Source organism: Bacillus aerolatus, assembly GCF_009183655.1.
GTDB lineage: Bacteria > Bacillota > Bacilli > Bacillales > Domibacillaceae > Pseudobacillus > Pseudobacillus aerolatus.
Genome location: NZ_WEIO01000016.1, coordinates 14,753 through 35,958 on the forward strand (window position 1 = coordinate 14,753; position 21,206 = coordinate 35,958).

General features: G+C 38.8%; 23 protein-coding genes, 1 pseudogene and 1 riboswitch. Of the genes and pseudogenes, 19 read left to right on the plus strand and 5 right to left on the minus strand.

What is annotated here, in order from left to right:
* Nucleotides 1–72: 72 nt before the first annotated feature.
* A riboswitch (cobalamin riboswitch) is annotated at nt 73–249 on the plus strand.
* Nucleotides 250–454: 205 nt separating this feature from the next.
* From F9802_RS18220 to F9802_RS20120, 4 genes are all read left to right on the plus strand, one after another.
* Entirely contained in the window at nt 455–2,680 is a 2,226-nt protein-coding gene (locus F9802_RS18220) for a ribonucleoside-diphosphate reductase subunit alpha (RefSeq protein WP_152154525.1), read from the plus strand.
* Between the two features lie 12 nt (nt 2,681–2,692).
* Nucleotides 2,693–3,727, plus strand: a complete 1,035-nt coding sequence (locus F9802_RS18225) for a ribonucleotide-diphosphate reductase subunit beta (protein ID WP_152154527.1) — start codon at nt 2,693–2,695, stop codon at nt 3,725–3,727.
* Nucleotides 3,728–3,926: 199 nt separating this feature from the next.
* Nucleotides 3,927–5,210 carry an acetyl-CoA hydrolase/transferase family protein gene (locus F9802_RS18230; protein ID WP_225435401.1) on the plus strand — a complete coding sequence of 428 codons (1,284 nt, stop codon included), beginning with the start codon at nt 3,927–3,929 and terminating at the stop codon, nt 5,208–5,210.
* Nucleotides 5,211–5,407: 197 nt separating this feature from the next.
* Nucleotides 5,408–5,542, plus strand: a complete 135-nt coding sequence (locus F9802_RS20120) for a hypothetical protein (protein WP_263862330.1) — start codon at nt 5,408–5,410, stop codon at nt 5,540–5,542.
* Between the two features lie 112 nt (nt 5,543–5,654).
* Here F9802_RS20120 and F9802_RS18235 read toward each other — a convergent pair whose 3' ends face one another.
* Nucleotides 5,655–5,933 carry a DUF6509 family protein gene (locus tag F9802_RS18235; protein WP_152154531.1) on the minus strand — a complete coding sequence of 93 codons (279 nt, stop codon included), beginning with the start codon at nt 5,931–5,933 and terminating at the stop codon, nt 5,655–5,657.
* A gap of 241 nt (nt 5,934–6,174) precedes the next feature.
* Between F9802_RS18235 and F9802_RS18240 the strand changes: the two genes are divergently transcribed.
* Together F9802_RS18240 and F9802_RS18245 are read left to right on the plus strand one after the other, a co-directional pair.
* Complete coding sequence (locus F9802_RS18240; protein WP_152154533.1) at nt 6,175–6,993, plus strand: GDSL-type esterase/lipase family protein; 819 nt, start codon at nt 6,175–6,177, stop codon at nt 6,991–6,993.
* 124 nt (nt 6,994–7,117) lie between these two features.
* Complete coding sequence (locus tag F9802_RS18245) at nt 7,118–7,600, plus strand: C40 family peptidase (RefSeq protein ID WP_152154534.1); 483 nt, start codon at nt 7,118–7,120, stop codon at nt 7,598–7,600.
* A gap of 52 nt (nt 7,601–7,652) precedes the next feature.
* Here F9802_RS18245 and F9802_RS18250 read toward each other — a convergent pair whose 3' ends face one another.
* The gene (locus tag F9802_RS18250) at nt 7,653–7,985 is read right to left on the minus strand and encodes a coiled-coil domain-containing protein (RefSeq protein ID WP_152154535.1); all 333 of its coding nucleotides are present in this window, start codon (nt 7,983–7,985) and stop codon (nt 7,653–7,655) included.
* 222 nt (nt 7,986–8,207) lie between these two features.
* Between F9802_RS18250 and F9802_RS18255 the strand changes: the two genes are divergently transcribed.
* From F9802_RS18255 to F9802_RS18280, 6 genes are all read left to right on the plus strand, one after another.
* Nucleotides 8,208–8,630 carry a hypothetical protein gene (locus tag F9802_RS18255; RefSeq protein WP_152154536.1) on the plus strand — a complete coding sequence of 141 codons (423 nt, stop codon included), beginning with the start codon at nt 8,208–8,210 and terminating at the stop codon, nt 8,628–8,630.
* 423 nt (nt 8,631–9,053) lie between these two features.
* Nucleotides 9,054–10,058: an ABC transporter substrate-binding protein gene (locus F9802_RS18260; protein WP_225435402.1), complete on the plus strand. Its 1,005-nt coding sequence runs from the start codon at nt 9,054–9,056 to the stop codon at nt 10,056–10,058.
* A gap of 17 nt (nt 10,059–10,075) precedes the next feature.
* On the plus strand, nt 10,076–10,948 hold the full coding sequence (locus tag F9802_RS18265; RefSeq protein WP_152154537.1) for an ABC transporter permease: 873 nt from the start codon (nt 10,076–10,078) through the stop codon (nt 10,946–10,948).
* An 8-nt stretch (nt 10,949–10,956) separates the two neighbouring features.
* Nucleotides 10,957–11,751: an ABC transporter ATP-binding protein gene (locus F9802_RS18270; RefSeq protein ID WP_225435403.1), complete on the plus strand. Its 795-nt coding sequence runs from the start codon at nt 10,957–10,959 to the stop codon at nt 11,749–11,751.
* 229 nt (nt 11,752–11,980) lie between these two features.
* On the plus strand, nt 11,981–13,360 hold the full coding sequence (locus F9802_RS18275) for an amino acid permease (RefSeq protein WP_152154538.1): 1,380 nt from the start codon (nt 11,981–11,983) through the stop codon (nt 13,358–13,360).
* 87 nt (nt 13,361–13,447) lie between these two features.
* A complete protein-coding gene (locus F9802_RS18280) occupies nt 13,448–14,068 on the plus strand; it encodes a DUF3298 and DUF4163 domain-containing protein (RefSeq protein WP_152154539.1) in 621 nt (206 codons plus the stop codon).
* A gap of 131 nt (nt 14,069–14,199) precedes the next feature.
* Here F9802_RS18280 and F9802_RS18285 read toward each other — a convergent pair whose 3' ends face one another.
* Nucleotides 14,200–14,445: a DUF2164 domain-containing protein gene (locus tag F9802_RS18285; RefSeq protein WP_152154540.1), complete on the minus strand. Its 246-nt coding sequence runs from the start codon at nt 14,443–14,445 to the stop codon at nt 14,200–14,202.
* A 238-nt stretch (nt 14,446–14,683) separates the two neighbouring features.
* Between F9802_RS18285 and F9802_RS18290 the strand changes: the two genes are divergently transcribed.
* From F9802_RS18290 to wrbA, 7 genes and pseudogenes are all read left to right on the plus strand, one after another.
* Complete coding sequence (locus F9802_RS18290; protein ID WP_152154541.1) at nt 14,684–14,941, plus strand: DUF2533 family protein; 258 nt, start codon at nt 14,684–14,686, stop codon at nt 14,939–14,941.
* A 469-nt stretch (nt 14,942–15,410) separates the two neighbouring features.
* On the plus strand, nt 15,411–16,046 hold the full coding sequence (locus tag F9802_RS18295; RefSeq protein ID WP_152154542.1) for an S-layer homology domain-containing protein: 636 nt from the start codon (nt 15,411–15,413) through the stop codon (nt 16,044–16,046).
* Between the two features lie 63 nt (nt 16,047–16,109).
* A complete protein-coding gene (locus F9802_RS18300) occupies nt 16,110–16,844 on the plus strand; it encodes an SGNH/GDSL hydrolase family protein (RefSeq protein ID WP_152154543.1) in 735 nt (244 codons plus the stop codon).
* Between the two features lie 327 nt (nt 16,845–17,171).
* Nucleotides 17,172–17,627 (plus strand): MarR family winged helix-turn-helix transcriptional regulator, encoded by a 456-nt coding sequence (locus tag F9802_RS18305; RefSeq protein ID WP_152154544.1) that lies wholly within the window; start codon nt 17,172–17,174, stop codon nt 17,625–17,627.
* A gap of 232 nt (nt 17,628–17,859) precedes the next feature.
* Nucleotides 17,860–18,390: pseudogene (locus tag F9802_RS18310) on the plus strand (VOC family protein); the annotation flags it as partial.
* Between the two features lie 189 nt (nt 18,391–18,579).
* A complete protein-coding gene (locus F9802_RS18315; RefSeq protein WP_152154545.1) occupies nt 18,580–18,972 on the plus strand; it encodes a DoxX family protein in 393 nt (130 codons plus the stop codon).
* Nucleotides 18,973–19,196: 224 nt separating this feature from the next.
* Nucleotides 19,197–19,808, plus strand: a complete 612-nt coding sequence (gene wrbA, locus F9802_RS18320) for an NAD(P)H:quinone oxidoreductase (RefSeq protein WP_152154564.1) — start codon at nt 19,197–19,199, stop codon at nt 19,806–19,808.
* Nucleotides 19,809–20,007: 199 nt separating this feature from the next.
* Here the strand turns inward: wrbA and F9802_RS18325 are convergent, their stop codons facing one another.
* On the minus strand, nt 20,008–20,448 hold the full coding sequence (locus F9802_RS18325) for an N-acetyltransferase (protein WP_152154546.1): 441 nt from the start codon (nt 20,446–20,448) through the stop codon (nt 20,008–20,010).
* Between the two features lie 100 nt (nt 20,449–20,548).
* Nucleotides 20,549–20,755: a hypothetical protein gene (locus F9802_RS18330; protein ID WP_152154547.1), complete on the minus strand. Its 207-nt coding sequence runs from the start codon at nt 20,753–20,755 to the stop codon at nt 20,549–20,551.
* Nucleotides 20,756–21,206: the final 451 nt, after the last annotated feature.

A 21,206-nucleotide genomic window follows, 5' to 3' on the forward strand; every position in this document is an offset into this window, starting at 1 on the left:
AAGCTAGAAATCATTGTTATACTTAGCCAGACACTATATTTAGTGTTTTTGTTTTATTCAAATCAATATTTAGTATGAAAATGGTAAAAAGGTGCTGTTGCAGCTTAATAGGGAATTCGGTGAAACACCGGAGCTGTCCCCGCAACTGTAAGTGTGAACGACCGCGGCTGAATCCACTGTCTAAGGACGGGAAGGAACGCGGAAGGAAGAAGCACAAGCCAGGAGACCTGCCTTTTTACAGCGTTTGATCTTCTTCGGGAGTTGGGAAGGAAGCGCGAGGAAAATGTCAATGTCTTTCGTATAGACAGCCTTCCTTATATCAGGGGCTCGTCTGTTCAAATTTCATTTGAAAGTGTAATTCTTCGCTCTTATCCCATCTTTCACTCAGAAAGATGGTTTTTTTGTTGGCAAAAAACTCTCTTTCTAAACTACTTACCGTTTAGGAGGAATTTACATGATTCAAACAGTACAGAATATTGCAGAAGAAACGCTGCAAGTCATTCAAACAGAATTCCCGCATGTGGAACTAGCGAGTTTTAAAAAGAAAGTGAAAGAAGCCTTGGCAGAAAGGCAGGACTGGACAGAGGAGCAGATGCAGCAGCTTTTGCTGCAAGCGGCAGTGGAAAGAATTTCAAGCAGTGAGCCGGATTGGACGTTTGTCGCTGCTAGGCTGTACTTAAGCGAACTGTACAAACAAGCGGCAAAAACAAGAGGAGAAACGGTCGCTAAATACGGATGCTTCCTTTCTCTTATTCGTTTATTAGTTGAAGAAGGCGTGTATGATCCGCAATTGTTAACGGCTTACACTCAGGAAGAAATAGTTGAACTGAGTGAAATAATTGATCCTGGAAAAGACAAACTTTTTACATACATTGGAATTGTTACGCTCAGTGAAAGGTACTTGGCGGGAACGCTTGATAAACAAACGGCTGAGCTTCCGCAGGAAAGATGGCTCATCATTGCCATGACATTAATGATAAATGAGCCGAAACAAAAGCGGCTAGAGTACATCAAAGAAGCTTATTGGGCTCTTTCAAACTTATACATGACAACGGCCACGCCAACTCTTGCTAACGCCGGTAAATCTTACGGCCAGTTGTCCAGCTGCTTCATTGATACAGTAGATGATAGCTTGCAAAGTATTTTTGACGCCAATACAGACGCGGCGAATTTAAGCAAAAACGGCGGCGGCCTCGGCATTTATTTAGGGAAAATTCGCAGCCAAGGAAGTGACATTAAAGGATTTAAAAACGTGAGTTCCGGTGTGATCCCCTGGATGAAGCAACTGAATAATACAGCGGTATCTGTTGATCAACTTGGCCAGCGCCAGGGAGCAATAGCTGTGTACCTGGATATATGGCACCGGGATATTTTTTCTTTTTTAGAAACGCGATTAAATAACGGAGATGAACGCCGGAGAACCCACGATTTGTTTACAGGAGTAACTATTCCGGATTTATTTATGGAAGCGGTGGAAAAGCGGGAAGACTGGTATTTATTTGATCCCCATGAAATAAGAAAAGTGATGGGGTTTTCCCTAGAAGATTCATTCGATGAGAGAAAGGGAGAAGGGACGTTCAGAAGAAGGTATAACGAATGTATTTCACATCCGGGTTTGAGTAAAAAGGTGGTACCAGCTATTGATATTATGAAAGCGATTATGATTTCTCAGCTCGAAACAGGAACGCCGTATATGTTTTATCGCGATACGGTCAACCGGGCTAATCCAAATAAACATGCCGGAATGGTGTATGCGAGCAACTTATGTACAGAAATTTTCCAAAATATGAGCCCGACCGTTGTGATAGAAGAGAAGAGTGAGGACGGGAAAATTATTATTATAAAAGATCCAGGAGATTATGTTGTCTGCAATCTATCTTCTATTTCTTTAGCCCGAACAGTAATGGATGATGTGCTCGAGCGATTAATCCCGATTCAAGTAAGAATGTTAGATAACGTCATCGAAATCAATACGATCCCTGTTCTACAGGCACAACTGACGAACAAGAAATATAGGGGAATTGGATTAGGCACATTCGGATGGCAGCATTTACTGGCACTGAAAGGGTTCAGCTGGGAATCGGAAGAAGCAGTTGACTATTGTGATGAACTATATGAAACAATTGCTTTTTTAACGATCCAGGCAAGTGCTGAGCTTGCGGCGGAAAAAGGCGTATATCCGGCATATGCAGGGTCAGATTGGGAGACTGGTGATTATTTCGAACGGAGAGGCTATGATGCCCCAAATTGGCTGGAGCTTAAAGAAAAGGTGAAGCAATCCGGAATGAGAAACGGATATTTGCTTGCGGTTGCGCCGAACTCTTCTACTGCTTTGATTGCCGGGTCAACAGCGGGGATCGACCCTATCTTTCGGAAAGAGTATATGGAAGAAAAAAAGAATTATAAAATACCAGTTACAGCTCCTGATTTATCCGCTCAAACGACTTGGTATTATAAATCCGTTTATTCAATCGATCAGCATTGGAGCATTCGCCAAAATGCGAAGCGCCAGCGTCATATTGACCAGGGCGTATCATTTAATTTGTATGTCCGCAATGATATTAAAGCAAAAGCTTTGCTGCAACTGCACTTAGATGCCTGGCAGTCTGGACTTAAAACAACGTATTATGTCCGGTCGACGGCATCAGACATAGAAGATTGTGAAAGCTGCCATTCTTAAGGAGGAATCACCATGAAGCTGGAAAAAAGAAAAATCATCGATCATAGTGCGCCGAACCGTTCTACGGCAATTATTAATGGAAGAAGTTCAAATATATTAAACTGGGACGATGTCCGCTATAGCTGGGCTTATCCAAAATACAAAAGAATGCTTGCCAACTTTTGGACGCCATTTGAAATTAACATGACAAAAGACCGCCAACAATTCAATGAGCTGACGCCGGATGAAAAAAATGCCTTCTTAAAAATCATCGGACTGCTTGCTTTGTTAGACAGCATTCAAACCGACTATGCCGGCAGAGCAGCTGATTACTTAACCGATTCAAGTCTGCACGCATTAATGATCATCCTTGCCCAGCAAGAGGTGATTCACAACCATTCTTATAGTTATGTGTTATCAAGTGTAGCAGATAAAGAAACACAAGACCGGGTGTTTGACTTCTGGAGAACAGAACCGATTTTGCAGGAACGGAATGAATTTGTCACAAAAGGATATGAAGCATTTTCGAACGAACCGACGGTTGAACATTTTCTTAAGTCGATCGTATACGATGTTATTTTGGAAGGCCTTTTCTTTTATTCAGGATTTGCCTTTTTCTATAACTTGGCGCGCAATCAAAAAATGATCGCTACAAGCACGATGATTAATTACATTAACCGCGATGAACAGCTTCACGTAGGGCTGTTTGAAAAGATTTTTAAAGAAGTGCTGCACGAATATCCCGAATATAATACGGCGGAACTGCAAGCGTATGGCCAAGAAGCTTTCCAACAGGCAGCTGAATTGGAAATCGAATGGGGGAGGTCCATTATCGGACATAAAATAGACGGCATTCAAATGAACGAATTGGAAAGCTACATTAAGTTTATGGCAAACAAGCGGGCGGAACAGCTTGGCTTTTCTGCTCCATTTGAAGGCTATCGCACGAATCCGATGCGCTGGATTGTTGCTTATCAAGAAGTGGATCTTGGCAAAACTGACTTTTTTGAACAAAAATCACGCGCGTATACGAAGACAAGTGAAGCCAATGGATTTGACGAATTGTAAAAAGCGTTTGGACAAAGCGCCTCACGCACCATTTCCTCCGACAGCCTGCTGCATACTGCCTTCTTAACGAAACGCTTGACATGGTTTTGGCAGTGTATATGATAAAGACAGATACTAGAATCTCCCGGCGGAGGAGGTGTGTTTTTCCACCGGGAAGGGATAATAGATAACTTTAGGCTGGTCAAAGGGAGTGTTGTCTGTGATAAATGAGAGAGAATATCGAAGGAAATTGATGGATGCTGAACAAGCAATCCGCATAATCGAGGCAGGCGATGACATTATCGTTCCTTTAATGGCAGGAGAGCCGCCTGCATTGTTGTCTGCGCTGGAAAAAAGAACCGATTTAAAGAGAAACCGGTTGTTTCAAATGTTAACTTCACGGCCGGCAATTAGAAAAAGGCCAGAACAATTAAAAGTGATTTCTATGTTTTTATCAGGTGGAGACAGACAGGCTTTCCATGAAGGGGCCGTTGATTTGCTGCCAAACCATTTTTCCGACGTACCGAATATTTTAGAAGAAATGACTGATCAACGAGTGATTATGGCGACAGTTTCACCCATTGATGAAAATGGCTTCTTTTCACTGGGAACGAACTGTGACTATACGATCCCCCTGTCTAAAGGAGCAAAAACAATTTTGTTGGAAATCAATGAATATATGCCAAGGACACAAGGGATGAACCAAATTCACTTGTCTGAAGTGACGGCGCTGATTGAAAACCATCAGCCGCTGATCGAATCGCCGATACCAGTCATAACGGAAAAGGATGAAAAAATCGGCCGTTACATTGCGAGCCTTATTAAAGACGGAGATAGTCTGCAAATTGGCTTTGGGGCTATCCCGAATGCAGTGATGAATTCACTTGCCAACCACCGGAATTTGAATATTTTTACTGAAATGATTCCTGATAAACTCGTGGACCTATACCGCAGCGGAGCGGTGACTAATATGGAGCGGAGTGATTATCCGGGAAAAACGACGGCCACCTTTGCATTTGGAACAAAAAAACTGTATGATTTTCTGCATGAAAATGAACAAATTTTTATGATGCCGGTGAATCAGACAAATGATATTCAGCGCATTTCTCAAATCAAAAATATGGTTACGATTAATTCAACAATCGAAGTGGATTTTCTCGGACAATGCAACTCGGAAAAGGCTGGACCTGTTTACTGGTCCTCATCTGGAGGACAAGCCGAATTTGGTATCTCCGCCCGCATGTCAGAAGAAGGAAGAGGCATTATTTGTCTGCACTCCACAACGAAAAACGAAAACATTTCAAAAATTGTGCCATTCTTTGCTCCTGGAACCCCAGTTACTACATCTAAAAATGATGTAGATTACGTTATAACGGAACACGGAATTGCCAAACTGCGCGGTAAAACTATTCGCGAGCGGACAAAGGCATTAATTGACATTGCTCATCCGAAATTTCAAGAAGAACTAGTGCATGAAGCAAAGAAAATGAGCTATTTAATTTAACAAACCAAGTGGATGGACAATAGATAATTAGTTGTCTATCCACTTTTTGACGATCCTAAAGTGAATACAGCTATTTAATGTTTATTTTTTGAGTATTCTGGGCAGAATTGAAAGTGAAGTATTGACAGTTTTTTCAATCTGTTATATATTAAAGGAAATAAAATTTATTTGTACTATAACAGAAGGGGGTGGAAAGGATGGATATGTATAGAGAAGCTTACGAACACTATACGGAAAGCTGTGAAAATCATGAAATGGAATCGATTAGTTTTCACCACTTTATTAAGCATTTAACAGAGGAACAGCTGCAGGAGTATATGAAAATGAATTGAAGGTTGTGATTATTACGGAAACCCTAGTAGATGAAATAAACTGACCCCCGCCCGCAAAGATTAAATTCAGCAGGCGGGGCTTTGTATGTTATTCGTTTTCTGTTATTTTGTCTTATGTGTGCGTACGGCAATAGGCCGCCACGAGTTCAACTTCTTCTTCTTCCAATTCAAAATCGAGCACGTTGCCGGTTGCCCGGTCGTGTATATGATAATGAATGATTTTCTCTTCTTCTCCATCGACTAAATAAAGTACACGAATATAAAATCCTGATTCAGAGTGTAATTCATCGTCTTCATCCACGTTGGCATATAGCTGGAATTCAAATCTCTCTCCGGTAAGCAGTCCAAATGGGTCTTCGATTTTTTCCACTGTGTGATGTGTAATTTCCATTCATTGTCCCGTCCTTTAATGTGCCATTGTCCGTTTCATTTTAACATAACTTTCTGTACTGCAACACCAGGTCGCATATGAAAGGAAGAAAATCAAAATACATTGTATGTTTCCTGCAAAAAACGTCTACACTAACTAATGGTTTTTATAGGAAACACTTTCAATTTTGAGCTCATTCATTATAATAAATAAAAGAAAAAGATCAAACAACGGACGTTGGCTGTACGTAAAGGAGCGGAATATGAAGCTTTTTTTCAAATATACCATTTCTATTCTAATTGTTGCTGTCATTGCTGTCTCCCTCTGGCTGTACTACCCCGTTTATCAAATTCAGCAGATGAAAGAAGAAGCAGTTCCTTCATCCGCCCAGGCAGCGCTCTCTTATGTTGAGTATTTCAGCAAGCTTGACCAGGACCAATTGACTCATCTTGCTATTGGTGATTCCATCATCACAGGCATTGGATCAGAAGAGGAAGAAAGTTTTGTCAGCCATTTTTCCCGCCAATTACAAAAACAGACGGGTAAATCAGTTGAGTTGCAAAATGAAGGCATACCGGGCATTAACAGCACAGATTTAAATGCTCTCGTACAAAAAGGGGAATTTGATGAACAAATTAAACAAGCTGACTTAATTACCATTAATGTCGGTGGCAATGATATCCTCGAAGCTCTCTATGAAGGCGATTATCAAAGTGTTATTCAGAACTTCGACTCAATGCAATCCACGTTTACTCAAAATTTAGATGCGATGTCGAAAGCCATTAAACAAGCTAATCCTGATGCGACGATTGTATTTTTGGAAATGTATAATCCCTTAAAACAAGATCACGAATATTATTCATTGGCTGATCAGCTGCTGCCGAAATGGAACGTAAAAATATATGAAATAGCTCATCAGTTAAATCATACGATCGTGCTGGAAACGACAAAAGTGATCAACAGCCGTCATCTGCAATACTTGTCTGCCGATGGTGTGCATCCAAACTCTCTTGGCTATCAAGCCCTCTCCAAACAAATGCTGAAACAGCTGAAAAAGAAACCGTTTATAGAATCCGCCTAAAAAAGCAGATGACGAATCTGCTTTTTTTATGTCTGCGGCCATTTTTAAAAGTCAGGAATATGAACGAATACAGCGCATATATTTAATTTTGTGTTCGATTTTTTCATTTCAGGAGGGAGACAATTTGAGAAAACGTTTATCAGTTTCTAAGTGGGCAATAACCGTGTTATCGATTTTATCTTTAGCCTTCTTTTTTACACTTGGACCAGCTTCGAAGGCATCAGCTACCATTAACTATGGGGAAGAAGTGGCGGCAACAGCAGAGACACTTATTGGCAGCCCTTACAAATATGGAGGAACATCACCTCGAGGGTTTGATGCGAGCGGTTTAACACAATATGTTTATAAAGACGCTGCAACGAATATGAAGATCCCAAGAACGAGTGCCGCTCAATATAAAATTGGCAAAGCGGTCAAACAAAACGAGTTGAAATTTGGGGATTTAGTGTTTTATGCTACGGGAGCAAAAGGGAAAGTTTCGTTTGTCGCTATTTATAACGGCAACGGTACATTTGTCGGAGCCACATCCAAAGGTGTTAAAAAAGTAAAAATGAGCGATAAATATTGGAAAGAGCGCTATATAGGTGCAAAACGTGTGATCAAATAAAAGGAAAAAATAAAGGCGGGGAGCAGGAAAATGCTCTTCGCCTTTATTCAAATTAAAATCCATCTTCAAGCGCAGAGTAAGGAATATTTAATCGGTTCTCTACGGCACGCAATCTTTGGTTCAATCTGTTCAAGCGCCGGGTATGGCGTTCATCATTTTGATTCAGCCGGTTAATTTCCCTGTTCATGCGATTGATTTCCTGGTTAATTCGGTTAATTTCTCTAGCTTGGCGTTGATTTTCTCTTTCGAGTGCAGTAACTCTTCTCTCCAAGGCTTGTGGCTGTCTTTCAAGATCAAGTTCTTCTTGGGGCTGCATATACGCATAATCAGGGTATTGGACAATTGACTGTGGGACAAACCCAGGGTGAAAATAATATGGATTCATCTTGCTCATTCTCCTTTACGTTCATTTGCTGGGATAAACTCCTTATACCATATGTAAAGGGATTCGATGTGACAGGGCAAAAGCCTATATACAGCCAAGTCATATTAGAAACTCCGGCTAACCTTTTTCAATAAAATGTTAAACATCAAGAAGTTCGTTACTGAAAAGCACATTTAATAAAGTAAAAACGTAAACTGCAGTAAAAAGGAATGAGGTATTTCCATGAATAATAAAGTAACTTTAATAGATGCTGTCTTTATGATCATGAGAGGGTTAGAGCTGCCTGACTCAGGAAGCCATTATCATAAATATTATCGCTCTTTGTTAAATGAAATCAATCAAGGAAGAATATTAATTATGAAAAGAGACGGAAGAGACTGGGTGGAAGAAGCGGCCATCAATTCTTATATAAAAGAATTGATTATCAAGCGGGAGAAAGAAAAAGAAAAAGAAGTCCGCGCGTTTTATTTCGATGAAAACGGCCAATTTCAAATTAACGAAAAATCTCTTTCTTCGGAAGTTTTTTCAACAGAAGCAGAAAAAGCGATCATAAGTATTCAAGCTCTCGTCACTTATTATAAAAGTGGTGAATGCTCCATCGAACAAGCGGTAGAAGAGATCGCTAAAATTGTTGGGTTCGAATGATATTTTTCGAATAGCATTTATTCTTATAAAGCCAGCACATTTTAAATCAATGCACAAAAAATAAAATATTAAGATAAATGATTGAAGGAGTAAGAAGGATATTCCAAATAAGGAAGTCCTTTTTTTAATGGCATTAAATTTGGAGCAATTAAATACTATGTATTCTTTAGTGTATATTTCTTGTTTTATTGTGCATATTTTTTACTTAAATGAGTAAAACCACCTATTTTTTTGAAAAAGTCATGTATAATAGACCAAATTTAGAAGAAAGCAACAAGTATTGAAAGCGCTTAATATTCAGCCATCTAAATAACAGATAGAATCAATAGTTCTTTACCGGAATTTGAAAGGAGGTGACTATGTTCTCTTTACACTGCACTTTTCATCGGTAAGTGCCTAAAAAATTAAAAGCAGGGGGAAAGAATGTTGAGAAAATTTGGATCCATCGTTTTAGTTGTTTTTTTGCTGATCATGACAGGGTGCTCGGGAGAAACGAAGACTGAAGCTCAAAAAGAAGGCGCTGCCGACAAGCTTACTTCTTTTTCTTTAGGGGTAGCAACTTGGGTAGGATACGCTCCACTATACATCGCGGAGGAAAAAGGATTTTTCAAAAAGAATGGCATCGATGTAGATTTGATGACAATGGAAAGCAACACGGATCGTCGAACCGCATTGGCGGCTAAGCGCATACAAGGCTTTGCTTCCACTGTGGACACTCATGTTGTCTCCGCAGCAAGTAATGTGCCAGTTGTCCAAGTTGTTGCACTGGATGAATCATATGGCGGAGATGGCATTGTCGCCAAGAAAGAAATTAAAAGCTTACAAGACTTGAAAGGAAAGCGTGTAGCTGTACAAACCGACGGAGGGGCGAGCTTTTTCTGGTTTCTCTATTTGTTAAAACAAGAGGGAATCGATTTTAAAGATATTCATGCACAAAACATGACGGCTGGTGATGCCGGGGCAGCCTTTGTTGCAAACAAAGTAGATGCCGCTGTTACATGGGAACCTTGGCTATCTAAAGCAAAACAAACTGATTTTGGAAGCGTCCTCGCAACAAGCGATATCTCTCCAGGCGTTATTACTAGTACGATTGGGATGAGACGTGATTTTGTAGAAGAAAATCCAGAAGCGGTAAAAGCGTTAGTAAAATCTTGGTTTGAAGCGGTAGAATACTATAAAACGAATGAAGAAGATGCATTGAAAATTATGGGAAAAGCGATGGGGCAATCTACAGAAGAACTTAAGGGTTCATTAAAAGGCGTCCGCTTTTACGATGAGGAAAAAAACAAAGAATATTTCGGTACGAAAGAACAGCCAGGAAAATTGCATGAGCTTACACAACTAGGATCCGAATTTTGGAAGGAACAAAAACTAATAGAAAAAGAGCCAAACATCGATGACTTAATCAACTATTCAGCCATTCAATAAAGGGGAGGGAGCCTTATATGGAGAAACTGGTTAAAACCGAAGAGGTAGTTAAACGGCCGCCTCTCATTCCACTTCAAAACAAACGAAATGGAAAGCCTAAAAGTAGAAAATGGCTCCAGCCGCAAGAAAACATACCGCACAGATTGTATATAGGGATTAGCATATCGAGTATCGTTCTTTTGTTTGCCGTATGGTCGCTGTTAACGTACAGCGGAATGGTAGACCCGCTATTTCTGCCCACACCAACTGAGATTATTCACTCGGGTGTGATCCTGTTTACTGAGTTTGGGTTTATCAATGATATTTCTATTACGATTTATCGCGTTCTTGCCGGTTTTACGATTGCTGTGATCATTGGCTTGCCGCTTGGAATATTGATGGGCACATTTAAAGTCGTGGAGGCTTTTTTTGAACCCGTTATTTCCTCTATTCGGTACATGCCGGCGTCTGCATTCATTCCGCTTTTCATTTTGTGGATTGGTGTAGGAGAATTAGAGAAAATTACGATCATATTTGTCGGCACATTCTTCTCGCTTGTTCTAATGACGGCAGTTGAAGTTGCAAATGTTCGACGAGAGCTTTTAGAAGCTGCTTATACACTTGGCAGATCCAATTTCGGTGTACTGCGTTCCGTCATTCTTCCAGCTTCTATACCTGGTATTATGGAAATTATTCGACTGATACTTGGCTGGGCTTGGTCTTACATTATTGTAGCGGAACTTGTGGCCTCCTCTTCGGGGATTGGCAGCTTGATCCTTGAATCTCAGCGCATGCTAAAAACAGGAAATATTATTTTCGGCATACTGACCATCGGAGTGCTAGGTTTGCTCTCGGATCTAATTTTAAAAGTGTCCATTCGAAAAATGTTCCCATGGCATTATGGAAGGTGATGAAGGCGATGATGAATGCAAAGGTAGAAATTGATAACGTCACAAAAATATACTCAGGCAACAAGAAAAATTCTCAAGTGCTTGCTCTTGATACAACTAGCCTAAAAATCATGCCTAATGAGTTTATTACCATACTTGGGCCGTCTGGATGTGGAAAATCTACATTGCTTCGGGTCGTAGGAGGGCTTGAGGAGCAGACGACAGGCCATGTGTATCTTGATGGGGAAGAGGTGTTCGGGCCGTCTTCCAATCGGGGAATGGTGTTTCAAGCCTATTCTTTATTTCCTTGGCTTACGGTAGAAGAAAATATTGAGTTCGGCTTAAAAAATAATGGGATGACTGCCGCACAACGTAAAGAAGTTGTTCATACGTATATCGAATTAGTTAGATTAAACGGATTTGAAAAGCACTATCCTAAGCAGCTATCGGGAGGAATGCAGCAACGCGTAGCCATAGCAAGAGCTTTAGCGAATGATCCGGAGATTTTGCTGCTCGATGAACCTTTTGGAGCTCTTGATAATCAAACTCGGACACTCATGCAAGAGCTGTTGCTGGAAATTTGGGAGAAGTCGAACAAAACTATTTTGTTTATTACTCACGATGTAGAAGAATCCATTTTCTTGGCCAATCGAGTGATTGTAATGACTTCTAGGCCAGGTAGAATTAAAGCGGATATTCCTATTGATCTGGAACATCCTCGTCCATACAATATTAAAGTTTCACCTCGTTTCCTCGAGTATAAGGAGCAGCTGACAGAGCTCATTCGTGAAGAGAGCTTGAAAGCTATGATGGAGGTTAAATAAATCAGGAAATAGATTGAAAAAGACTATAACGCAAAACACTCTTTGTATTTATCGGAAAATTAAGAATAGTTATTATTAAGCTTGGTTTGTAGAGGTCACAACCTTTTTATTTGGTGTGGCTTCTTTTTTTGTGTTGAATTGACTGATAATATGTTAAATTTATTATCTAAGTATTTAAATTCGTCATGAAATCGCAAACACCCTAGAAAAGTAGAAAGAGGAAAATTGTATGCAGGAACAAAGACTGGAAAGAGGTCTAAAAAATAGGCACGTACAACTAATCGCTATTGGCGGGGCAATCGGAACGGGATTATTTCTCGGAGCAGGAAAATCTATTCATTTAGCAGGACCATCGATTTTATTTGCTTACACGATTACAGGCGTCATTTGCTTTTTAATCATGCGCGCACTTGGAGAACTACTCTTAAGTAATTTGAACTACCATTCTTTTGTTGACTTTGTAAAAGACTATTTAGGCAATATGGCAGCGTTTGTCACCGGCTGGACCTATTGGTTTTGCTGGATTTCAATCGCAATGGCCGACTTAACAGCAGTTGGTCTCTATACCCAGTATTGGTTTCCCTCTGTACCACAGTGGATGCCAGGATTAATTGCGCTTGTCATTTTGCTATTTATGAACCTTGCAACCGTAAAACTTTTTGGCGAAATGGAATTCTGGTTTGCATTAATTAAAGTTATCGCGATTCTAGCCCTAATTGTTATCGGCATTTTCATGATTATTAAAGGCTTTTCCACTGATTCAGGCGCAGCCAGTTTCACGAATCTATGGAGCCACGGCGGCATGTTCCCAAATGGCATCAATGGTTTTATCCTCTCATTCCAGATGGTAGTGTTTGCGTTTGTTGGCATTGAACTTGTAGGACTTACAGCAGGTGAAACAGAAGATCCAGAAAGAGTTATCCCAAAAGCAATCAATAATATCCCTATTCGGATTATCATTTTCTACATTGGCGCACTTATTGTCATTATGAGTGTTTATCCGTGGAACGCAATCATTCCAACGGAAAGCCCATTCGTCCAAGTATTCGTGGCAGTTGGTATCGCTGCAGCTGCTGGTATCGTCAATTTTGTCGTCCTAACATCCGCAGCTTCGGCATGTAACAGTGCCATCTTCAGTACAAGCCGAATGGTATACTCACTTGCCAAAGATAAAAATGCACCTGTACCATTGGCAAAACTTGATGCCCGTAAAGTACCTTCTAATGCATTGTTTTTTTCAACGGTCGTCATTCTAATTTCCGTTGTTTTGAACTATGTAATGCCAGAAGGAGTATTCACACTGATTACAAGTATTTCTACAGTATGTTTCATCTTTATTTGGGGAATTACTGTCATCAGTCATTTGAAATACCGAAAAACAAGACCAGATCTAGCGAAAGTGAACAAATTTAAATTGCCACTTTATCCATTTGCCAATTACTTGATCCTTGCTTTCCTAGCTTTTGTTCTTGTCGTGCTTGCACTCGCGGAAGATACTCGTGTTGCCTTGTTCATAACTCCTGTTTGGTTTATTTTGCTGATTGCGATTTATAAGATGCGGAAAACGAAGGCGAATCATGCGGATCAGGGAGAGGTAACAGAAAATTAAGAGGCAACGGACAAGAAATTCCCTGCTGCACACCTTCACCCTTTTCAAGAATACTATGGGGTAAAAACTAAAAAAGGATGGAGAAATGTGCTTAATACGTTACCAGTTAGCATTGAACCAGTTAAAATTGGCAGCGGGCCGGAGAAAACAGTGTTTTATCCCAAGGTGACCGGCATGCAAAATCAAGGGTTAGAAAGATCAATAAATCGGACGATTGCTTATCAAACCCAGCAGCTCATAAATCAGCAAGCCGGGGATATGCCAACAACAGTGGTGCAAATGATCGGGTCTTATGAAATCAAAAATAACCAGCGCCAGGTTCTGAGCTTATCGCTCTCTAATTATACTTACCACGACCATGCCGCCCATGGGATGACGTATATAAAGTCTTTGACGTTCGACCTGCAAAAAGGGAAGCTTTGTGAACTTAAAGATTTATTTAAACCAGGAAGTGATTATGTCAAAAGGCTTTCAAACTTAATTCGCACGCAAATCAAACAACGTGATATTCAGCTTCTTAACGGCTTCACAGACATTCGGCCCGATCAAGACTTTTACATTGCGGACAAAGCTCTTGTTATCTATTTTCAGCTTTATGAAATCACACCATATGTTTTTGGTTTCCCAATGTTTCCAATCTCCGTATTTGATTTACAGGATATCATTGACGAAAACGGCCCCCTTGGACGTATGGCTGTTAATAATTAATCACCTTTTTCTCATGACAGCAGCTCCGTGGTGTTATTTAAAGGGCGCATTCTTTTAATTAAAGAAGCGTCCTTTCTCTTTGGATATAAAAAGAGGTATAGAAAAAATTCTTTATCCACTCCCGAAGCAAATTAACGTTTAATCGGCCGCTCTAAGCTTAAAATCTCATCTTCTATCGCTGATACTTGCTGTTCAATAACAATTTTAGCATCTGAGATCGCTGCATTATAAAAGTGCGGAGCAATGGATTCTTTAATAAATTCTAACACTCTTTCCGCAGCAAACTCTGATAATTCTTCATCTCGTTCATTAGAAAAGAAATATTGGATATCGTCAATCATTTGTTCATGTTGGTCTTTTGATAATTTAAAAAACAAAAAAATACACTCCCTTTTAAAGTCTATATAGTTAACTATAAAAAATATTAATGTTGAAAAAAAGCCTATCTTATTAAAAATATTTATGTACAGGGTTTCTCCTGAAAAATAGATAAAGCAGGTTCATAAAATTTTTTGCGATTTTTATTGAAAATTAAAAAAATTGATCCTTTAGTTTTCTATAGTAACTTGTTAATATAGAAAGTAGCTATCATATAAATTATAGGAGTGAGCGATCATGAGTGTACATAAAGCCATCACGCTTCATGCCCAAAAACAAAATCAAGTTTTTACCGAATTTTCTTTCTTGGATCAACAACGGGAAGGTTATATTCAAAAGGCTATAGAATTATGTAAGGCGGGAAAGGATTTTACAACAGACCAAATTAATGAAGTTACTGTGCAAATCAATGTTCTTGCAAACCAAAGACTTATACCTACTCGTAAACTGGTTACACCGGAAATGGTTCGTGTATACGCGGAGTCTTTGAAATAAAATATTCTAATACTCTTGGATTTGGATGTAAGAGGCTGTTCCGAAAGTATCGCTTTCGGAACAGCCTCTTTTTTGTGTGCATTTTGCTATTTGTTTCGTACCTGCAAATAGTAGTTTTACGCTCATTTTCAAAGATGAAAATCGTTCAACTGACCCGATGTAATTCACTGTGCCCTGAAACAGCTGTGTCCAGTCTTGTTTCTACCAGACAGCTGCGTGAAAGGGAAGTTAAAGTAAAGCTTAGCGGAACGTCAGATAAAAGGAAATCTCATGAATTATTTTAGTAATACATTATGTTCTAAGTTGAAAGGGACTCTTGAAAAGAGATTAATGAAATATCGGTTTTATTGTTTTATGTAAAGAGATTTTTTGTCTATAAATTCTTCATCATATATGGAAAATTTTGATACAATCGTTTAAGTATAAATTAATATAAATAGTCACAAAAAGGACAGGGAGAGAAATTACTATGAAAAAGGTTAAACATGTTCTCGCAGTAACAGCAGTAGCAGGAGCGGTATTTACTTCAAGCATTCCGCTATCTCTTGCTCATGCTGAAGAAACAGATTTACCGCCATTATATGACGCTGTTAAGTTTTTGCCTTTCACTGACGTACCGTTGGGTTCAAGATATGTGGACGGCGTACACTTCGTCTATACTAATGGAATTGCTCAAGGTTTAAGTGCGACTAAATTTGGTGTTTCTGAAAAAATAAAAAGAGTAGATGCGGCTGTTTTAGTCGGCAATTACATAGCCGTTGATGTGACGCACCCTGATCCAGCTCCAGCTCCATTTAAAGATGTACCTAAACGTGCAGTCAAGACTATATCGGCTCTTCGTGAAGCAGGCATTATAAATGGTAAAACAGAAACATCATTTGGCTCACATCTGGACATAACACGAGGAGAAGCGGCTATTCTTCTTTCTAAAGCCTTTGACAAAGTATTAAAACCAGCCTCCACAAGTTCCACTGAAGGAGCAGGGTTTACGGATGTTTCTGGAAACAGTGGGTATCAGCCAGTAGAGAAGTCTGATAAATTTACAGATGTGACAGGCAGATACGTAGAACCTGTTCATCGTTTATTTAATTCCGGAATCACATAAGGGAAAACGGAGACACGATTTGGTGTTTACGACCCTTTAACAAGAGGGCAATTAGCACTATTAATGTACAGAATTCATCAGTACCAGCAGGGAGAACTAGAAGCTCCAGCAGATCCAGTTGTTGATGAGGAGAAAACCGGATTCATCGCATTTGGAGACAGCAATACTTCGGGGTCTTATTTCAAAGACCAGTATCCAGAGTATCAGAATAATAAATGGACAGATCAAGTAGCCGCTGAGTACAGCAAGGGAATGGAAACAGATGTGTATAACGCAGGAGTAAGCGGCGATGAAACAAATGAAGGAATGGCAAGATTCAAAAAAGAAGTGCTAGACTTAAACCCTAGTGCAGTATCAATCATGTTTGGCTTGAATGATGCTTTGTTGCTGTCTAATGGTCAACCACAGGTTAGCAAAGCTCAGTTTGAAAAGAATATTAAAAGCATGGTTACCCAACTAAAAGCGAAAGACGTTAAAATCCTGCTAATGACAAATCCGCCAGTAAATGAAGAACTTTACTACAACTTTTACTCAACCAAAAATTTAAAACAGTTATACGCTGACAAAGGTGGTATACGCAAATGGACAAACAGTTATAACGACATCGTTCGCAAGGTCGCTAAAGATCAAAAGGTTCAGCTCATAGACAATTATGCGAATGCAATCGCTAAGGCAGGTAGTGAAACTGATTCTGCAATTTCTAAGAGCGGGTTGGTTGATAATTTAATAGGATTACATTGGAGTCCAAAAGGCAACAGCATGATTGCTTACTCTGTAAAATACTACCTTTCAAAATAAAAGATACAAAACGCGCGTGTTAATTATGAGTAATGACAGAGAGCACGGAAGCTGCCAGCCAAACACCAGCAGAACGAACAGCCCGTAATCATTTCTGCGGTATTTGGCTGTCGGAGTCTTGAGCAAACGCTTTGTAGTATCTTATATTGTACCCCTGTACACCTTGCGTGGATGGGAGATTTGATGATGTTTAAAAAAGCTTAATAAAAATACTCTCTAGGGAACAGGGGGGGCAAAGCGCTATTTTTATAAAACATCTATTGACAAAAGAAAGTGATTAATTATATAATTATCTCGAATTCGAGATAATGAAGAGGAATGGTAATCATGAACAATCAGAACAAAAATCAACAAGAAGAGGAATTGTCTCTAAAGTTATTTATTGTTTTGACTCGAGCTTTAGAATCAATAAAAAGACGTGTTGAAGAAGATATAAAGTGTCTAGGACTAAACCCAACTGAATTTGCTGTTCTTGAGTTGATTTACAATAAAGGTGATCAGCCAATACAAAAAATCGGTCAAAAGGTATTAATTGCAAGCAGTAGTATTACTTATGTAGTCGATAAGTTAGAAAAGAAAAATTTATTAAAGAGAAGACCATGTCCCAAAGATCGGCGCATCACATATGCGACAATAACAACAGCCGGAACTGAATTAATGAATGATGTCTTTCCTAAACATAAATCGGCAATCCAAGAAATATGTGCCGGTTTAGAGAATAATGAAAAAAAGCTTATGATTCAACAGTTGAAAAAGTTAGGATATTATGCACAAGGTTTATAAATTTTTTTAAGTAATTATCTCGATTTCGTAATATATCGAATCGAAATAATTTAAATATGAAAAGTTTACAGTCATAAAAGAAAACATTACCTTTTTATTTTTTATGAATATCTCGAATTTGAGGTAATTTGATTGAGGGACTTAGAAGGGATGTCAGAGTTTACTCAATTGGTAAAAGAAAGACGATCAGCAAGCAATTTATAAAATAGGAGTGAAACTAAATGACTAAAAAAACATATGGAGATTTGGAGGGATAACTCCGGAAGTGGCGATCAAAGGTTTCGGAGGTGCTACTCTATTTTCCGCTCAGCCAAACAAAACAGCAAAACTGTTAGAAAAGGTAATGGGACTTGAATTTATTAGGAAAGAAGGAGACTTTATCCGTTTTCGTTCTTCAGCGGACATCGGAAATGTAATTGACTTAAAAGCAACTCCGACTGGAAGAGGTCAAATGGGTGTTGGAACTGTTCATCACATCGCATGGAGAGCTATCGACGACAATGATCAATTGGAATGGCAGAAATATGTTGCAGCAAATGGTTATGGTGTGACTCCTGTTCAAGATAGAAATTACTTTAATGCCATTTACTTCAAAGAACATGGAGAAATTCTATTTGAAATTGCAACAGATCCTCCTGGATTCGCTCATGATGAATCACAAGAGACAATGGGAGAGCAGTTAATGTTGCTTGTGCAGTATGAACAATATAGAGAGCAACTTGAACGGAGGTTGGTTCCGATTAAGGTCAGAGAATTAGATTAATTTCGTAAAGAAAAAGATTTCGATAAACCGACTTTACTATCATGATGTGTTGAAGGGTGCCGTTTCTTCATCACCCTATTAGACAGTTCGGAAAGACTTTTTTAAAAAAACACATATATATATCTTGAAATCGAGATATACTAAATGATAATATGCTAACTAGGAATTAAAAGTTGGAGGGGACATTCTATGTCAAACAAAAATGAAATTGGAACTTTATTGCTTCGCATTATGTTAGGACTTGTCTTTTTAGCAAACGGAGTTGCTAAGTTTCAAGGCGGTATAGGGAATACAGCAGGTTGGTTTGAAAGTATAGGAATTCCAGGGTTCCTTGCTTATGCGGTGGGTATTGTTGAGTTAGTAGGTGGTATTGCTATTATTCTAGGTTTAGGGACTCGGATCGTTTCACTACTATTTGGTCTTATCATGATTGGTGCCATATTCACTGTGAAATTGCCAGATGGATTTCTAAATGGCTATGTTTACGATCTTGTACTACTAGTCATTGCTATTCACATGGTATTGAATGGCAGTAAGTTATATTCTCTTGGTCAATTGCTATTCAAAGGCAAGGAATCATAGGAGTTCAATACCTAAGTCATCTCAAATATCTCGAAATCAAGAATTATGAAATTAATATAGCATTAAATTCCTTGCAGTAGGGAATAAAAGAACAGTAAGCATTGAAAATCATTCATTTTCAATGGAGGTGGTTCTTATAAGGATTATTAAAAACTAAACAAAAAGAAGGTGTAATTATGGGGTTTTTAGACAAATTATTTAGAAAAACAAAGGAGATGGAAAATATGTCAAACGTTAAATTAGCAGTAGTTTTTTATAGTATGGGTGGAACAAATTATCAATTAGCAAAATGGGCTGAAGAAGGAGCAAAAGCAGCTGGTGCTGAAGTAAAAGTATTAAAAGTACAAGAATTAGCTCCTGAATCGGTTATAGAAGGAAATGAAGCATGGAAAGCAACTGTCGAAGCAACAAAAGACGTTCCAGTCGCAACATCAGCTGACCTTGAATGGGCAGATGCTATTATCTTCAGTGTCCCAACTCGATTTGGAAATATGCCATCACAAATGAAACAGTTCCTTGATATACAAGGTGGGCTTTGGGCAAACGGTAAGACAGTAAATAAAGTAGTGAGTGCGATGACTTCTGCACAAAACCCACATGGTGGACAGGAAGCTACTCTTTTATCATTGTATACCGCAATGATGCATTGGGGTGCAATCCTTGCAACACCTGGTTATACTGATCCAGTTCTCTTTGGAGCTGGAGGAAACCCGTACGGAACAAGTGTAACCGTAGACCAAAATGGAAAAATGATTGAAGATGTTCAAGCAGCTGTAAAACATCAAGCAAAGCGTACAGTTACAGTTGCAGAGTGGGTAAAAAAAGGAAACCAATAATTATATTTCAATATGGAGCCAATCGGATTTTTGATTGGCTCTTTTTTAGTGAGCTCACTTGAATACAGGCAATTATCTCTTAAAAAAGCCGTCTAATTTGGTGTTGACAATCCATATAACTCTTATTTTCTAAATAAGTCTTCTATTTTCATATGTAAAACCCCTTCCTGAATCTTGTGCATTCCCATAGTTTTGTTTTCTACTTCTCTGTAAGGTATTTAATCATAGCAACTTCATCACATCGATTAAATTTGGGACAATTCATGCAATCAATCCAAACTTTTTCTGGTAGAGTTTCCTTTTCAACAATGTTGAATCCACATTTTATAAAAAAGTCTACTTGATAAGTTAAAGATATTAATCTTTCAACTCCTAGCTTAGAGCTTTCCATAATAATATGATTAACTAACATACGTCCTATACCTTTATGGTGATATTTAGGATCTACTACCAAGGAACGTACCTCTGCTAAGTCTTTCCCTAACATATGTAATCCTGCTACTCCTACTACCTGTTCTTTATCTTTTACAACATACATACATTGTAAGTGTTGATAAATTGATAAAACGGACCGGGGTAGAACTATTTCTTCATTGGCATATAGAAAGGGGGAAGCTTCTTTAAAAAACAGAGAAAGTATTTAAAGTGGATATAATCTTTGCACTAGAACCCATTTTAGACGGCCAGAACTTTTTTGCACTATATAGCCAGAAATAAAAAAGATAGCCTAGTGGCTACCCTTAAAGCGTCCTGCTCATGGACACTTTCTTGTACAGTGCGATTACCGCCTTATTCTCAGCTTCCCATGCCTCATTCCTTAACGTTGGTATCTCAAATTCCTGTTCTAATTCAGTCATTAAAGAAGCAAGCATTTTCGCTTTATCTCCATTTGAAAAATTCCCATGAAGAATTGTTTCGTAACGCTGGTTGTACTCTGCTAGTGTCATTATATCTTTTCCCCTCATACTCTTTACTTTTTATTTATGATTATATCAGCTCCTTAATGGCGAAAGCAGTCGGTTTTTATGCAAGGTTTTATGAGCTGTTTAGAGTACATCCTACAAAAAGACACCCAAAAACCCGTCAAATCAACAATATATAAAATCCTGCATGCTGAGGAATAAGAGACAGCTGCCATGATTGTTTTATCGTTCAAGTTGAAGAAAATAAAATAAATGACCAAGATTGAATTATCTTAAACGGTAATTCTTTTTTTTACTTAAAAGTTTCTTTAGGGAACTATCAAAAGTGAACACACAATTGATAGATACCTCGTACCAACGCAGAATTACGAGTTAAACCAGTATCAAAAGTCACCTTCGTAGACTTGATCACTGAATCGATGGAAGGTAAGCGGGTATTATTAAAAGTTTACAAAATTATTTAATATTTTGTGGT

Excerpts from the sequence above, each read along its gene's own strand:
- F9802_RS18220 (WP_152154525.1), top strand. The coding sequence starts at position 455 with ATGATTCAAACAGTACAGAATATTGCAGAAGAAACGCTGCAAGTCATT.
- F9802_RS18225 (WP_152154527.1), top strand. The coding sequence starts at position 2,693 with ATGAAGCTGGAAAAAAGAAAAATCATCGATCATAGTGCGCCGAACCGT.
- F9802_RS20120 (WP_263862330.1), top strand. The coding sequence starts at position 5,408 with ATGGATATGTATAGAGAAGCTTACGAACACTATACGGAAAGCTGTGAA.
- F9802_RS18235 (WP_152154531.1), bottom strand. The coding sequence starts at position 5,933 with ATGGAAATTACACATCACACAGTGGAAAAAATCGAAGACCCATTTGGA.
- F9802_RS18240 (WP_152154533.1), top strand. The coding sequence starts at position 6,175 with ATGAAGCTTTTTTTCAAATATACCATTTCTATTCTAATTGTTGCTGTC.
- F9802_RS18250 (WP_152154535.1), bottom strand. The coding sequence starts at position 7,985 with ATGAATCCATATTATTTTCACCCTGGGTTTGTCCCACAGTCAATTGTC.
- F9802_RS18255 (WP_152154536.1), top strand. The coding sequence starts at position 8,208 with ATGAATAATAAAGTAACTTTAATAGATGCTGTCTTTATGATCATGAGA.
- F9802_RS18260 (WP_225435402.1), top strand. The coding sequence starts at position 9,054 with ATGTTGAGAAAATTTGGATCCATCGTTTTAGTTGTTTTTTTGCTGATC.
- F9802_RS18265 (WP_152154537.1), top strand. The coding sequence starts at position 10,076 with ATGGAGAAACTGGTTAAAACCGAAGAGGTAGTTAAACGGCCGCCTCTC.
- F9802_RS18270 (WP_225435403.1), top strand. The coding sequence starts at position 10,957 with ATGATGAATGCAAAGGTAGAAATTGATAACGTCACAAAAATATACTCA.
- F9802_RS18275 (WP_152154538.1), top strand. The coding sequence starts at position 11,981 with ATGCAGGAACAAAGACTGGAAAGAGGTCTAAAAAATAGGCACGTACAA.
- F9802_RS18290 (WP_152154541.1), top strand. The coding sequence starts at position 14,684 with ATGAGTGTACATAAAGCCATCACGCTTCATGCCCAAAAACAAAATCAA.
- F9802_RS18295 (WP_152154542.1), top strand. The coding sequence starts at position 15,411 with ATGAAAAAGGTTAAACATGTTCTCGCAGTAACAGCAGTAGCAGGAGCG.
- F9802_RS18300 (WP_152154543.1), top strand. The coding sequence starts at position 16,110 with ATGTACAGAATTCATCAGTACCAGCAGGGAGAACTAGAAGCTCCAGCA.
- F9802_RS18305 (WP_152154544.1), top strand. The coding sequence starts at position 17,172 with ATGAACAATCAGAACAAAAATCAACAAGAAGAGGAATTGTCTCTAAAG.
- F9802_RS18315 (WP_152154545.1), top strand. The coding sequence starts at position 18,580 with ATGTCAAACAAAAATGAAATTGGAACTTTATTGCTTCGCATTATGTTA.
- wrbA (WP_152154564.1), top strand. The coding sequence starts at position 19,197 with ATGTCAAACGTTAAATTAGCAGTAGTTTTTTATAGTATGGGTGGAACA.
- F9802_RS18330 (WP_152154547.1), bottom strand. The coding sequence starts at position 20,755 with ATGACACTAGCAGAGTACAACCAGCGTTACGAAACAATTCTTCATGGG.